This is a genomic window from Streptomyces sp. NPDC001599 (genome assembly GCF_042893535.1).
Taxonomy (GTDB): domain Bacteria; phylum Actinomycetota; class Actinomycetes; order Streptomycetales; family Streptomycetaceae; genus Streptomyces.
The window spans coordinates 513,240-527,795 of the sequence record NZ_JBIAVA010000002.1; the positions used below are offsets into that span (position 1 = coordinate 513,240).

Sequence of the window (14,556 nt, forward strand, 5' to 3'; positions counted from 1 at the left end):
CCGTGCCCCCGGCGCCCGCCGTGCGGAACCTGGGAACTCCCAGGGTCACTTCCCCCGCCGGGGCGTGTACTCCTTGAGGTGGTGAGCGACGCGGTCGGCGTAGTCGCGGTACTTCGGGGGAACACCGCCCGCGTCGTTCACCTTCCGGTACGACGTCCGGTAGGCCACCGCGACCAGCACGCCGCGGTCGCCCGGCAGGCCGGCGTCGAGACGGGGTGTGATCCAGCACAGGTAACGGCCCATCGCCGGAATGGACTCGGCGGGCGGGAACGGGGGCTGCGGCACGGTCTCGCCCGGTGTGCCGTCCTCGTTCATCCACCAGCGCAGCACGCTCGGCGTCCAGCGGGCGATGCCGTACTCGTCCTTGGCCGGGTCGGCGAGATCCGGGTCGAAGTCGCTCTCGACCTTCAGCATGGCCGCGATCAGGGCCGGGCTGACCTCCTCGTGTCCGCAGTCGTGCGCCGTCTCCACGATCAGCAGGCGGTAGGCGGGCGGCACGTCCCGGTCGGTGCGCAGTTCGGCCGCCCCGTAGGAGGCGGCGGCGACGCTCGCGGTGCCGCCGGGGCGCGGGCCCGCGGCGGGCTCCCGGCCGTCACCGGCCCAGCGGGCGGCGCCGTAGCCGAGCGCGGCGAGGGCGAGGAGGCCCGCGGCCGCGGCGGCCAGGACCCTGCGCCGGGGGCGTGCGTGGTTCCGGAGCGAGAACCTCCCCCTGCCGCTCACGTCCCCCGTCGTATCCGTCACGCGGCGCAGCAGGGCATCGGTGCCGATCCGGTCGGCGTGCGTACGGGTCAGGCACGCCCGCACGATCTCCTGCCATCCCGGTGGCAGTTCGGGGGACAGGCGCAGCTCGTGGCCGCCCCGGGCGTACGCGACGGCGGCGTCGCGGCGGGCCGTAGGGGTGCCGCCGGGCAGCGGGAAGGACCCGGTGAGCACCAGGTGGGCCAGCACGCCGAAGGCCCACACGTCGGCGGAGGGGCGGATCCGGCGGCCCCGTTCGCCGACCTCGGACCACAGCAGCTCGGGGGGCGTGTAGTCCGGGGTGGAGAAGGCGGGCGTGTAGGCGTGGGTGCCCTCCAGCTCGGCGGCCATGTTGAAGTCGGCGAGCCGGGCCGAACCGTCCGCCATCAGCAGCACGTTGGCCGGTTTGAGGTCGCCGTGCACCCAGCCCGCGCGGTGCAGTTGCTGCAGGCCCTCGCAGACCTGCGCGAGCAGCGCGGGTCCGGCCGGCGGGCGGGGCGTGGCGGCGAGCAGGGCGGACAGCGAGCCCTCGGCCCGCTCCAGGACGAGGACGGTGGCGCCGTCGAGCCGGGGGTCGGCGGGGTCGTCGACGGTGAGGGTCTCGTACATCCGGATCAGCCGGGGCCGCCGCAGCCTGCGCAGCAACTCGACCTCGCGCTCGACCAGGTCCCGCAGGTGGGACAGCTGCCGCGGGGTGCCGGTGCCGGTGGGCAGGAACTTCAGCGCGACGGTGTCCGGCGGCTGCCCGGCGGGGCTGTCGGTGGTCGCGGTGGTGGCGGTGCCCGTGTCGGTGCGGCGCGCCGCGTACACGCTGCCGAAGGCGCCGGTCGCGATCGGGGCGTGCACCTCCCAGGCGCCCACCCGGTACCCCCTGGGCACCGGGACGGCGTACGGCTCGGTCATCGCAGGGCCCGGCCGGACGGTGCGGCGAGGACCACCAGGTCGTCCTCGCGGACCAGGTCGAAGCGGAGCGCCAGCGAGACCAGCGACTCCTTCTTGCCGTTCAGCCGGGGGCCCGGCTCGGCGGTCTCCGGGCCCGGCTTCAGCCGCAGCTTCACGGCGAGGTAGTCGATGTTCCACTGCACCGACGTACGGGAGGCGGCCGGCCAGGCCGGGCGGAGCCGTTCCACGACCTGGTCCATGGTCGGCAGCGGCGCGTGCGGCGCCCCGCGCAGCCGCGGCTCGCACAGCGCGGCCAGCACCGCGAAGTACCGCTTGGTGCGGTCGACCGAGAAGGCCGGGGCGGTCGGCTCGCCGTCGGTGCCGTCCTCGCCGCGCAGATAGTCGTGGCGCGGCGCCCACACCTCGACCGGCAGCAGGTCACCGGCGGCGGGCAGCACGATCCGCGAGAACTCGAACGGCACCGGGGCGTCGAGGCGGCCGGGCGCCACCTTGATGTGCTCGCCCGCGCCCTCCGGGTTCTCCACCACGTAGGTCTGGTGGGCGGAGAGGTTGCTCAGGGTCCAGAAGGTGCCGTGCGCCGCGATCTCACCGGCTCTGCGGGACACCCCGTCGTGCCCGATCCGCAGCCCGCCCCCGGGCACGGACCGCCCGAAGACGAGCCGTTCGCCGGGCGCGAGCCGGTACTGGGTGCCGGTGTCTTCGTCCTCCGTGGTCGGCGGAGGTACCACGATGATGCTGTACAAGGTGCGTCTCCCCGTGCCTGACGGCTACCCGGGCCAGACTAGGGCGACGCACCAGGGCCGTGCCCCCCTCGTACGGGTGAGACACGGCCCTGTGCGGGGATTGGCGCGAAGTGTTCAGTCACCGTCACCCGGTTCCTGGTCCTCAGTAACGGGGACGCTTGTACCAGGCCGAGCCGTTCGCGTTGCCGACGAACACGGCGACCAGGATGGCGAGCACCGTGTGGACCAGGCCCACGACGATGAACGGGTACAGACCGAGGATCGCGGTGATGATGGCGAAGACCATGGTCCCTATGCGGACGCCGTTGCCGCCGTTGCCGACCTTGATCGCCAGTACGAGCGAGAGCACGCCCCACACCAGCGCGAACGCCACGAGGCCCCACAGCATGCCGGACGAGTAGTCGGCCAGCTGCTGGAAGGCGGCGTCGTCCTTCAGCTCCTCGTCGTTCTTCGCGGCGGCCACGCCCACGGCGCTGATCGCGAACAGGGCGACTCCGACGAGCTGGAGGCCGAAAATGATCCACAGCATGACGCGGGCCGCGCTGACCGTGCCGGGCATCGAGGTCGGGGCGGCCGGGTAGCCGTAGCCGGCCGACACCGGGGGAGCCTGGGGGTACCCGTAGCCGGGCTGGCCCTGGGGCTGCTGCTGCGGGTAGCCGTAGTTCGGCTGCTGGCCGCCCTGCGGGGGGCCGTAGGGGTTGTTGGGGTCGCCGAAACTCATGGCGGGTCTTCCTCCGTCGCTGTCAAGTGCGGGGACGACGCGCGGCTCGACTCGGAGGAGATTCTTCTTGAGCGGTTCGTCCCCCCGGTACGGCCCCGCGGCACTGTGCTGCCCAATCGTTCTTGACCGAACTCTTACTTGTCCAGCCCGCCCGCAAGGCGTTGTGCAAGTGCAACAACATCGATCATGAGCGGATAGGGCGTGATGTGTCCCGCGGCGTCCGGATGGTTCCCGCGCGGTGCCCGCATGCCGACCTGATTGGAACCCGGGGCCGGTCATCCGCGAGGATGGGGGGCATGACCGCCCAGATTCTCGATGGCAAGGCCACCGCAGCCGCGATCAAGTCCGAACTGACCGCCCGCGTGGCGGCGCTGAAGGAGAGGGGTGTCACGCCCGGCCTCGGCACCGTCCTGGTCGGCGACGATCCAGGCAGCCAGAAGTACGTCGCGGGCAAGCACCGCGACTGCGCCCAGGTCGGCATCGCCTCCATCCAGCGCGAACTGCCCGCCACGGCCACGCAGGAGGAGATCGAGGCGGTCGTCCGCGAGCTGAACGAGGACCCGGCCTGCACCGGGTACATCGTCCAGCTGCCGCTGCCCCGGGGCATCGACGAGAACCGCATCCTCGAACTGATGGACCCGGACAAGGACGCGGACGGCCTGCACCCGATGAACCTGGGCCGCCTCGTCCTGAACGAGCCGGCGCCGCTGCCCTGCACCCCCAACGGCATCCTCACCCTCCTGCGCCGCTACGGCGTCGAGATCAAGGGCGCCGAGGTCGTGGTCGTCGGCCGCGGTGTCACCATCGGCCGCCCGATGCCGCTGCTGCTCACCCGGCGCAGCGAGAACGCCACGGTGACCCAGTGCCACACCGGCACCCGGGACCTGGCGGCCCACCTCAAGCGCGCGGACATCGTGATCGCCGCGGCCGGCTCCCCGCACCTGGTCCGGCCCGAGGACGTCAAGCCGGGCGCGGCCGTCCTGGACGTCGGCGTCTCCCGCAACGCCGAGGGCAAGATCATGGGCGACGTGCACCCCGGCGTGGCCGAGGTGGCCGCCTGGATCTCCCCGAACCCCGGCGGCGTCGGCCCCATGACCCGGGCCCAGCTGCTGGTCAACGTGGTGGAGGCGGCGGAGCGCAGTGCCGGCTGAGAACACCGACGCCGAGCGTCCGGGCGACGCGCGGGTCCCGGACGGCAGGACCGGTGACCCGGCGGCCCCGGCCCCGGCCCCGGCCCCGCAGGCATCACAGGCGTCCGAGGACCCGGACGCCATCACCGTCCGCGATCCCGTCAGCGCGCCCGACGCCGAGGGGCGGCCACGGCGCACCACGCGCCGGTTCCCGCTCTTCACCCGTGACACCGCCCGGCCCGAGGGCGGCGGCCGAGCCGCGGCAGGCGACGCGCCGGCCCCCGCCCGGCAGTGGCCGGTACTCACCGTGACGCTGCTGGTCGGCGTCGGGCTCCTGCTGACCGCGCTGGACGTCTTCCGCTGGGGGCTGGTCCTCGTCGGCGCCGCGTTGCTGCTGGGCGCCGCGCTCCGCTGGACGATGCCCCGCGTCGGCATGCTGGCCGTGCGCTCGCGCTTCACGGACATCGCGACCTACGGCGTCCTCGGCCTCTCCATCGCCCTGCTGGCGCTGATGGCCCAGCCGAACCCGGTGCTGGAGATCCCGTTCCTCAAGGACACCCTGCACTTCACCGTCAGCTAGGGCCCTCCGGCGGCCGTCCCCGCCGCGACGCGGCACGGCGGCCCGTCCTCGCCGCGACGCGGGACGGCGGCCCGTCCTCACCCCCGTGAAAGGACGGGTCGCCGCCGGGAACAACCTTCCTGCACTTCGAACGCCCTGTTCAACGCCTGGCAGGGCGCTGTGGCACGGAAGTGACCGTTCCGCTACTCCGCTACGCGCCTCCTTCTCGGGGGTTCCGTTCCGGTCACGGGACCGCCGGTGGGACACTGGACCCGGGTCGGTGGGCGTGCGACGGTGCACGTTCGCGGCCTCTGTGCTCCTGTGCGCCCCCACCCCGGGAACTGAGATCCTGACCGGGCGCATCCCTGTGGGTAGCCAGAAACGGGTGCCGCGCGGAGGGACGCCGCGCGCGGGGACCAGCGGGGAATCGACCAGCACGTCACCGGGGGAAGAGGGGGAAGCAGTGCCTCGTTGGAAGGCCTTGCCGGAGGAACTCGATCCGCAGATCAGGGAGTTCACCAGTCAGCTGCGCCGGCTCGTGGACCGCAGTGAGCTGAGCGTGGCGTCGGTGGCCGACGCCACGGGCTACAGCAAGACGTCCTGGGAGCGCTATCTGAACGGCCGGCTGCTGGCGCCGAAGGGCGCCATCGTGGCCCTGGCCGAGGTGACGGGGACCAACCCCGTCCACCTGACCACCATGTGGGAGCTGGCCGAGCGCGCCTGGAGCCGCTCGGAGATGCGCCACGACATGACCATGGAGGCCATCCGGATCTCCCAGGCCCGTGCGGCGCTCGGCGAACTGGGCACGCCCGCGGCCAAGTCGGGCAGCTCCGCGGCCAAGTCGGGCCACGGCGGCAGGAACGGCAGGGGGAGCCGGACCGGCCGTCACGGCGGCGGCGCCTCGGCCGCGTCCGGCGTTGCCGGGCCCGCGGGTGTGTCGCCCACGCTGCCGCCGACGGTGCCGGCCCAGCCGACGGCCGCCGACAGCCCCGACTCGGCCCTCGGCGCCGTCCGGGACGGCGGCGGACCCGGTGCGTCCTCCGACCCGTCCCCCGGCGGAGCGACCGACGACAACTCGTGGGGTCTCGCCGGCTACCGGGGCCCCGCGCCGACCGGTGACCGCACGGCCCGCTCCGGCGTCCGGACCGGCACCGGCGAGCCGATGGCGCGGACCGGACCCGCCGAGCCGAACGGCCCCGGCCCCTCCGGCGTGTACGGCGATCCCTCCTCCCGCGCGTACGGCGATCCCTCCTCCGGCGCGTACGGCGAGCCACCGCACGGCGGCCCCCGCGCGTCCCGCCGGACACCCCCGGGCGGCGGCGGCAACAAGCGGGTGACGACCGTCGTCGCGGGCGTCGTCGGTGTCCTCGTCGTGATCGCGGGCGTCTTCTTCCTCCTGAAGGACGGCGGCGACAAGAAGAACGAGGGCACCAAGCCCTCTCCGTCCCCCACCGTGAGCAGCGAACCGAAGCTGCCGCCGGGCGTGAAGTGCAGCGGCGACGCCTGCACCGGCAAGGACCCGGAGGCCATGGGCTGCGGCGGCGACCTGGTGACCACCGGCGCGACCGCCGTGGTCGGCACGGCCGCCGTCGAGGTCCGCTACAGCAAGGTCTGCGGCGCCGCGTGGGCCCGCGTCACCCAGGCCGCACAGGGCGACGAGGTCCAGGTCAGCGCCGGTGGCGCGGGCGAGCAGCGGGCAACGGTCGGCAACCCCGGCAGCACGGTCGCGTACACCCCGATGGTCGCCGTGAAGTCGGCGGCCGACGCCACGGCGTGCGCGACGCTGGCGGCGGGGACGCAGGGCTGCACGAAGTAGCCGCGTGCGGGCCGAAGCGGGCGGACGGCGGCCGACGGCGGCGGCCGACGGCGGCGGGCCGGCGAAGAAAGTTCGTCCCGGGCAGGCATGCCCCGCGGCGTCACGGGCACGCGAGAAGTACCCCCACGGGAGTCCGGCAACGGTATCCCCGAACGGCGGTCGCCTTCGTCCTCCCTCTCCCGGACAGGCGGCCGCCTTCTTTTGCGCGCCCTTCGGCCGTTGCGCGGCTCGGTCCTGTGGGCCGGGCCACACCGACCCGGACGTGCCGGACACCACGGGCGCGATAGCCTGACGGCTGGATCGATCTCTTGATACCAAGAGATCGATCAAACGCCCGGGGCCGGGACGCCCCACCGCCAGCTGTCATACGGAGAACGCCATGACTCGCACTCCCGTGAACGTCACCGTCACCGGCGCGGCCGGCCAGATCGGTTACGCCCTGCTCTTCCGCATCGCCTCCGGCCAGCTGCTCGGCGCGGACGTGCCGGTCAAGCTGCGCCTCCTGGAGATCACTCCGGCGCTCAAGGCCGCCGAGGGCACCGCGATGGAGCTGGACGACTGCGCGTTCCCGCTCCTCCAGGGCATCGAGATCACCGACGACCCGAACGTGGCCTTCGACGGCGCCAACGTCGCCCTCCTCGTCGGCGCCCGCCCCCGCACCAAGGGCATGGAGCGCGGCGACCTCCTGGAGGCCAACGGCGGCATCTTCAAGCCGCAGGGCAAGGCCATCAACGACCACGCCGCGGACGACATCAAGGTCCTCGTCGTCGGCAACCCGGCCAACACCAACGCCCTGATCGCCCAGGCCGCCGCCCCGGACGTACCGGCCGAGCGCTTCACCGCCATGACCCGCCTGGACCACAACCGCGCGCTGACCCAGCTCGCGAAGAAGACGGGCTCGACGGTCGCCGACATCAAGCGCCTGACCATCTGGGGCAACCACTCGGCCACCCAGTACCCCGACATCTTCCACGCCACGGTCGCCGGCAAGAACGCCGCCGAGACCGTCAACGACGAGAAGTGGCTGGCCGACGAGTTCATCCCGACCGTCGCCAAGCGCGGTGCGGCCATCATCGAGGCCCGCGGCGCCTCCTCGGCCGCCTCCGCGGCCAACGCCGCCATCGACCACGTGTACACGTGGGTCAACGGCACCGCCGAGGGCGACTGGACCTCCATGGGCATCCCGTCGGACGGCTCCTACGGCGTCCCCGAGGGCATCATCTCCTCCTTCCCGGTCACCACGAAGGACGGTTCGTACGAGATCGTCCAGGGCCTGGACATCAACGAGTTCTCCCGCGCCCGCATCGACGCCTCCGTCAAGGAGCTGTCGGAGGAGCGCGAGGCGGTCCGCGGTCTCGGCCTCATCTGAGCCCGCCCCCGGCGCCCGCACGGGCCCCGTTCCGGTTCAGGCCGGGACGGGGCCCGTGTCCGTTTCTGTACACCCATAAGACCCTTTTGCCGCTTTCCTTCGTGATGCGCCGCACTTTCCGCGGTCGAATCGGCATGCAAACGGGACCGCGGGGCAGGGGCTCACGGTCCCCGAGAGCGACACCCGGGTGACGCAGGGGGACCGATCAGGAACGGAAGGCAACACCGACCATGGCGAACAGCACGCACACTCCGGCGGAGCGGGCGCACCGGACCATCCACGCGGGAGGCGAGTGGTTCGCGGCGTCCTCCGGCGCCACGCGCGAGATCCTCGACCCCGCGGACGCCCTGCCGTTCGCCGTGGTCGCGGAGGGCGACGAGAAGGACACCGACCTCGCGGTGGCCGCCGCCCGCCGCGCCTTCGACGCGGGCGACTGGCCGCACACCCCCGTCGCCGAGCGCGCCGCCCTGCTGCGCCGCGTCGCCGACCTCCTCGTGCGCGACCGCGAGAAGCTGGGCCTGCTGGAGAGCCGCGACGCGGGCAAGACCGTCGAGGAGGGGCGTGTCGACATCGACTGCGTCGCCGACGCCTTCCGCTACTTCGCCGACCTGGTCGCGGGCGAGGCCCCCGGCCGCGTCGTCGACGCCGGCTCGCCCGACGTCCACAGCGTCGTCGTGCACGAGCCGATCGGTGTCTGCGCGATGATCACACCCTGGAACTACCCGCTCCTCCAGGCCAGTTGGAAGATCGCCCCGGCGCTCGCCGCCGGCAACACCTTCGTGATCAAGCCCAGCGAGATCACCCCGCTCACCACGGTCGCCCTGATCGACCTGCTCGTCGAGGCCGGCCTCCCCACCGGCGTCGCGAACATCGTCACCGGCCCCGGCCACACCGTCGGCGCCCGGCTCGCCGAGCACCCCGACGTCGACCTGGTCTCCTTCACCGGCGGCCTGACCAGCGGCATCAAGGTCGCCCAGGCCGCCGCCGTCACCGTCAAGAAGGTCGCCCTCGAGCTCGGCGGCAAGAACCCCAACGTGGTCTTCGCCGACGCCTGCGAGACCGAGGAGGGCTTCGACACCGCCGTCGACCAGGCCCTCAACGCCGCCTTCATCCACAGCGGGCAGGTCTGCTCCGCCGGCGGCCGCCTCATCGTCGAGGAGTCGGTCCGCGAACGCTTCGTCGCCGAACTCGTCCGCCGCGCGGGGCGGATCCGCCTCGGCCGCGGCACCGAGGAAGGCGTCGAGTGCGGCCCGCTCGTCTCCGCACAGCAGCGCGCCAGGACCGAGGACTACGTCGCCTCCGCCCTCGCCGAGGGCGCCGAGCTGCGCTGCGGCGGCAAGCGCCCCGAGCCGTCCCCCCAGCGGCCCGAGAGCGGCTACTTCTACGAGCCGACCGTCCTCGACCACTGCCACCGCGAGATGAGGGTCGTACGGGAGGAGGTCTTCGGACCGGTCCTCACCGTCGAGACCTTCCGTACCGAGAACGAGGCCGTAGCCCTCGCCAACGACACCGAGTACGGTCTGGCCGGTGCCGTCTGGACCGCCGACGCGGGACGGGCCCGCCGGGTCGCGGGCCGGCTGCGGCACGGCACCGTGTGGATCAACGACTTCCACCCCTACCTGCCGCAGGCGGAGTGGGGCGGCTTCGGCAAGAGCGGTGTGGGCCGCGAACTGGGCCCCGCGGGCCTCGCCGAGTACCGCGAGAGCAAGCACGTCTACCAGAACCTCGCGCCGAAGCCCGTCCGCTGGTTCTCCGGCTGAGACCCCCTGCGCCGCTCCTCTCCACCCGTCTCCACGCGTCGCACCCCGTCCCCTCCCCCTCTGGAGTACCCCCATGTCCAAAACCACCCAGGTCTACGACTACGTCGTCATCGGCGGCGGCACCGCGGGCTCGGTGATCGCCTCCCGCCTCACCGAGAACCCGGACGTCACCGTCGCCGTCATCGAGGGCGGCCCCAGTGACGTCGGCCGCGACGACGTGCTGACCCTGCGCCGCTGGATGGGCCTGCTCGGCGGCGAACTGGACTACGACTACCCCACCACCGAGCAGCCGCGCGGCAACTCGCACATCCGGCACAGCCGCGCCCGCGTCCTGGGCGGCTGCTCCTCGCACAACACCCTCATCGCCTTCAAGCCGCTGCCGTCCGACTGGGACGAGTGGGAGGCGGCGGGCGCCAAGGGCTGGGGCGCGGTGCAGATGGAGGCGTACTTCGCCCGGCTGAAGAACAACATCGTCCCGGTCGACGAGAAGGACCGGAACGCCATCGCCCGCGACTTCGTCGACTCCGCGCAGCAGACACTGGGCGTCCCGCGGGTCGAGGGCTTCAACAAGAAGCCGTTCACCGAGGGCGTCGGCTTCTTCGACCTCGCCTACCACCCCGAGAACAACAAGCGCTCGTCGGCGTCGGTGGCGTACCTGCACCCCGTGATGGACGAGCGCGCCAACCTCACGCTCATGCTGGAGACCTGGGCGTACCGGCTGGAGCTGGACGGCACCCGCGCCGAAGGCGTCCACGTCCGCACCAAGGACGGCGCGGAGATCCTCGTCAAGGCGCGCAACGAGGTGGTGCTCAGCGCCGGAGCCGTCGACTCCCCGCGCCTGCTGCTGCACTCCGGCATCGGCCCGAAGGACCAGCTGGAGGCCCTCGGCATACCCGTGGCGCTCGACCTGCCCGGCGTCGGTGAGAACCTGCTCGACCACCCCGAGTCGGTGATCGTGTGGGAGACCGACGGCCCCATCCCGGACAACTCCGCGATGGACTCCGACGCCGGTCTGTTCGTGCGCCGCGACCCCGAACACGCGGGCCCCGACCTGATGTTCCACTTCTACCAGATCCCGTTCACGGACAATCCGGAGCGCCTCGGCTACGAGCGGCCCGAGTTCGGCGTCTCCATGACCCCGAACATCCCCAAGCCGAAGTCCCGCGGCCGCCTCTACCTCACCAGCGCCGACCCGTCCGAGAAGCCCGCCCTGGACTTCCGCTACTTCACCGATGAGGACGACTACGACGGCCGCGCCCTCGTCGACGGCATCCGCATCGCCCGCGAGATCGCCAAGTCCCAGCCGCTGGCCGGCTGGCTCAAGCGCGAGGTCTGCCCCGGCCCGGACGTCACCGGCGACGAGGAGCTGAGCGAGTACGCCCGCAAGGTCGCCCACACCGTCTACCACCCGGCCGGCACCTGCCGCATGGGCGCCGCCACCGACGAGCAGGCCGTCGTCGACCCCGAGCTGCGCGTCCGCGGCCTGACGGGCCTGCGCATCGCCGACGCCTCCGTCTTCCCGACCATGCCCGCCGTCAACCCGATGATCGGCGTCCTCATGGTCGGCGAGCGCGCCGTCGAGCTGATCGGCGGTGACGCCCGATGAGCACCACCGACAAGGACGTCACCACCGCCGCCGCGACCGACACCGTGACCGAGCGCCCGCCGGTCTTCTCCGTCGACGGCCTGTGGAAGGTCTTCGGCCCCAAGGCCGCCCGCGTCCCCGCCGACCCGGACCTCACCGCCCTGAGCCCGGCCGAGCTGCGCTCCCGCACCGGCTGCACCGCCGCCGTCGCCGACGTCTCCTTCGACGTGCGCAAGGGCGAGGTCTTCGTCGTCATGGGCCTGTCCGGGTCCGGCAAGTCCACCCTCGTACGCTGCCTGACCCGCCTCATCGAGCCGACGGCCGGGTCCATCGCCATCGACGGCGAGGACGTCCGCGCGATGGACAGGTCCCGGCTGCGTGAACTGCGCCGCCACCGCGCCGCGATGGTCTTCCAGCACTTCGGCCTGCTCCCGCACCGCACCGTCCTGGACAACGTCGCCTACGGCCTCGAGGTCCAGGGCATGGGCCGCGCCGAGCGGCGCGAGCGCGCCGCCGCGATCGTCGCCAAGGTCGGCCTGGAGGGCCTGGAGCAGCGCCGCCCCGGCCAGCTCTCCGGCGGCCAGCGCCAGCGCGTCGGCCTCGCCCGGGCCCTCGCCGTCGACCCCGAGGTGCTGCTCTTCGACGAGCCGTTCAGCGCGCTGGACCCGCTGATCCGGCGGGACATGCAGGAGGAGGTCGTCCGGCTGCACCGCGAGGAGGGCCGCACGATGGTCTTCATCACCCACGACCTCCAGGAGGCCCTCAAGCTCGGCGACCGCATCGCCCTGATGCGCGACGGCCGGGTGGTGCAGCTCGGCACGCCGGAGGAGATCGTCGGCTCGCCCGCCGACGACTACGTCCGCGAGTTCGTCCGCGACGTCCCGCGCGAGCAGGTCCTCACCGTCCGCACGGCGATGCGCCCCGCCACCTCCGCCGACGAGGCGGGCACGGGCCCGGCGATCCGCCCCGAGGCCACGGTCTCGGAAGCCATCGAGGCGGTAGCGAGGGCAGGCTCCCCGGCCCGCGTCATGGCCAAGGGCCGCTGCCTGGGCGTAGTCGACGCAACCGACCTCCTGTCGGTGGTGGCGGGCACAGCAGACGAGCCCGCCACGGCAGACGGTGCCGCCGCAGCCGACGCAGCCGCGGGCAGTCGTGCCGCTGGGGCGGCACGGGTGGGCGATGGGGGTCCCCCCGCGCGAGCGAAGCCGAGCGTGGGGGAGGCACCGGCCGCGCGCCGCAAGCCGGACACCCCCGCCGAGCCCACCACCGAGGAGCCGGTCTGATGGCAACGATCACGGCACAGGCCTCGCCGAAAGCCGCCCCGCCGGGCATCCTCACCAACAGAGCCGTCCGCAAGCTTGCGATCCTCGCCCTCGCCGCAGCGATCCTCGCCCCCATAGCCGCCACGCAGTGGCCCGGCGCCACCTGGCCCACCGCCCTCACCGTCGACGTCTCCGAACCCCTCGGCAAGGCCAGCGACTGGATCATCGACAACCGGGACAGCCACCCCCTGTTCCTCTACTTCTTCGGCCACGTCAGCAACGTCGTCGTCATCGCCGTACGCGCCGTGTACCTCGCCCTCCTCGCCGTCGGCTGGGCCGGGGTCACCGCGATCGGCGCCCTGGTCGCCTGGCGGGTGGCCGGTGTGAAGCTCGCGGCGGGCACCGCGGCCGCGTTCCTGGCCTGCGGCCTGCTCGGCATGTGGGTGCCGACCATGCAGACCCTCGCCCTGATGGTCGTGGCCGTCCTCGCGTCCGTCGCGGTCGGCGCCCTGCTGGGCCTCGCCGCGGGCCTGTCCGACCGGATGGACCGCGTCCTGCGCCCGGTGCTGGACACCATGCAGGTGCTGCCCGCCTTCGCCTACCTCCTCCCCGTCGTCCTGGTCTTCGGCATCGGCGTCCCCGCCGCCGTGCTGGCCACCGTCGTCTACGCCGCCCCGCCCATGGCCCGGCTCACCTCGCTGGGCCTGCGCGGCGCGGACCGGGAGGTCCTGGAGGCCGTCGAGTCCCTCGGCACCACCGCCCGCCAGCGGCTGCTGACCGCCCGCATCCCGCTGGCCCGCAAGGAACTCCTCCTCGGCGTCAACCAGACGATCATGATGGCGCTGTCCATGGCCGTCATCGCCTCCGTCATCGGCGCCGGCGGCCTCGGCGACCGCGTCTACCAGGCGCTCGCCTCGGTCGACGTCGGCGCGGCCCTCGCGGCCGGCATCCCCATCGTGCTGCTCGCCGTCGTCCTTGACCGGGTGACCGGCGCGGCCGGGGAACGGCTCGGCGAGTCCGGAAAGTCCCCGGTGACCTGGCTGTACGCCCTGGTCGTCGCCGCGGCCGTCGCGCTCGCCGGACGTTTGGCCGGTTTCCTCGACTGGCCCGACGGGTGGGAGCTGAACATCGCCGAGCCCGTCAACCGGGCCGTCGACTGGATGACCGCCCACCTGTACTCCGGCGTCCCCGTCGTCGGCGGCACCGCCGACTGGGCCGCGCACTTCACCAGCTGGGTCCTCAACCCGCTGCGCGACGGCCTCCAGTGGCTGCCCTGGTGGTCCGTACTCCTGATCGTCGCCGCCCTGGCCTGGCTGATCGGCACCTGGCGCACCGCGCTCACCGCCGTCCTCGCGATGGCCGCGATCGGCGTGCTCGGCGTGTGGAACCCGTCCCTGGACACGCTCTCCCAGGTGCTCGCCGCCGTCGCCGTGACCCTGGTCGTCGGCTTCGCCACCGGCATCGCCGCCGCCCGCAGCGACCGCTTCGAACGCCTGCTGCGGCCCGTGCTCGACGTCTTCCAGACCATGCCGCAGTTCGTGTACCTGATCCCGGTCGTCGCCCTGTTCGGCGTGGGCCGCGCGCCCGCCGTGGCGGCAGCCGTCGTCTACGCCCTCCCGGCCGTCGTCCGCATCACCGCCCAGGGCCTGCGCCAGGTCGACCCGGCCGCCCTGGAGTCGGCCCGCTCGCTCGGCGCCACCAGCGGCCAGCAGCTCCGCCAGGTCCAGCTTCCGCTGGCCCGCCCGGCCCTGCTGCTCGCCGTCAACCAGGGCGTCGTCCTGGTCCTCGCCGTCGTCATCATCGGCGGCCTGGTCGGCGGTGGCGCGCTCGGCTACCAGGTCGTCTTCGGCCTCGCGCAGGGCGACCTGGCGACCGGCCTGGTCGCGGGCGCCGCGATCGTCTGCCTCGGCCTGATGCTCGACCGCGTCACCCAGCCCACCGAACGCCGTACGACGAAGAAGGGAGCCTGA

At 73.1% G+C, this 14,556-nt stretch carries 11 protein-coding genes; 8 read left to right on the plus strand and 3 right to left on the minus strand.

What is annotated here, in order from left to right; translation table 11 throughout:
- Positions 1-45: 45 nt before the first annotated feature.
- The 3 genes from ACFYZ3_RS07025 to ACFYZ3_RS07035 all read right to left on the minus strand — a co-directional run bounded on the left by ACFYZ3_RS07025 (position 46) and on the right by ACFYZ3_RS07035 (position 3,105).
- Positions 46-1,641 (minus strand): serine/threonine protein kinase, encoded by a 1,596-nt coding sequence (locus ACFYZ3_RS07025; RefSeq protein ID WP_388514463.1) that lies wholly within the window; start codon positions 1,639-1,641, stop codon positions 46-48.
- The gene (locus tag ACFYZ3_RS07030; RefSeq protein WP_388514465.1) at positions 1,638-2,384 is read right to left on the minus strand and encodes an FHA domain-containing protein; all 747 of its coding nucleotides are present in this window, start codon (positions 2,382-2,384) and stop codon (positions 1,638-1,640) included. Before ACFYZ3_RS07030 ends, ACFYZ3_RS07025 begins: the two co-directional genes overlap by 4 nt.
- A 142-nt stretch (positions 2,385-2,526) precedes the next feature.
- Positions 2,527-3,105, minus strand: a complete 579-nt coding sequence (locus ACFYZ3_RS07035; RefSeq protein ID WP_388514466.1) for a hypothetical protein — start codon at positions 3,103-3,105, stop codon at positions 2,527-2,529.
- A gap of 296 nt (positions 3,106-3,401) precedes the next feature.
- Between ACFYZ3_RS07035 and ACFYZ3_RS07040 the strand changes: the two genes are divergently transcribed.
- From ACFYZ3_RS07040 to ACFYZ3_RS07075, 8 genes are all read left to right on the plus strand, one after another.
- Positions 3,402-4,256 carry a bifunctional methylenetetrahydrofolate dehydrogenase/methenyltetrahydrofolate cyclohydrolase gene (locus tag ACFYZ3_RS07040; RefSeq protein ID WP_003974148.1) on the plus strand — a complete coding sequence of 285 codons (855 nt, stop codon included), beginning with the start codon at positions 3,402-3,404 and terminating at the stop codon, positions 4,254-4,256.
- The gene (locus ACFYZ3_RS07045; RefSeq protein ID WP_388514467.1) at positions 4,246-4,815 is read left to right on the plus strand and encodes a DUF3017 domain-containing protein; all 570 of its coding nucleotides are present in this window, start codon (positions 4,246-4,248) and stop codon (positions 4,813-4,815) included. Before ACFYZ3_RS07040 ends, ACFYZ3_RS07045 begins: the two co-directional genes overlap by 11 nt.
- Positions 4,816-5,257: 442 nt before the next feature.
- A complete protein-coding gene (locus tag ACFYZ3_RS07050; protein ID WP_388514468.1) occupies positions 5,258-6,610 on the plus strand; it encodes a DUF2690 domain-containing protein in 1,353 nt (450 codons plus the stop codon).
- A 379-nt stretch (positions 6,611-6,989) separates the two neighbouring features.
- On the plus strand, positions 6,990-7,979 hold the full coding sequence (locus ACFYZ3_RS07055) for a malate dehydrogenase (protein WP_003974145.1): 990 nt from the start codon (positions 6,990-6,992) through the stop codon (positions 7,977-7,979).
- A 230-nt stretch (positions 7,980-8,209) separates the two neighbouring features.
- Positions 8,210-9,739 carry an aldehyde dehydrogenase family protein gene (locus ACFYZ3_RS07060; RefSeq protein WP_388514470.1) on the plus strand — a complete coding sequence of 510 codons (1,530 nt, stop codon included), beginning with the start codon at positions 8,210-8,212 and terminating at the stop codon, positions 9,737-9,739.
- A gap of 73 nt (positions 9,740-9,812) precedes the next feature.
- Positions 9,813-11,345, plus strand: coding sequence for a GMC family oxidoreductase (locus ACFYZ3_RS07065; protein ID WP_388514472.1), 1,533 nt, complete (start codon positions 9,813-9,815; stop codon positions 11,343-11,345).
- Positions 11,342-12,607, plus strand: coding sequence for a glycine betaine/L-proline ABC transporter ATP-binding protein (locus tag ACFYZ3_RS07070; protein WP_388514474.1), 1,266 nt, complete (start codon positions 11,342-11,344; stop codon positions 12,605-12,607). Before ACFYZ3_RS07065 ends, ACFYZ3_RS07070 begins: the two co-directional genes overlap by 4 nt.
- A complete protein-coding gene (locus tag ACFYZ3_RS07075; protein WP_388514475.1) occupies positions 12,607-14,556 on the plus strand; it encodes an ABC transporter permease in 1,950 nt (649 codons plus the stop codon). Before ACFYZ3_RS07070 ends, ACFYZ3_RS07075 begins: the two co-directional genes overlap by 1 nt.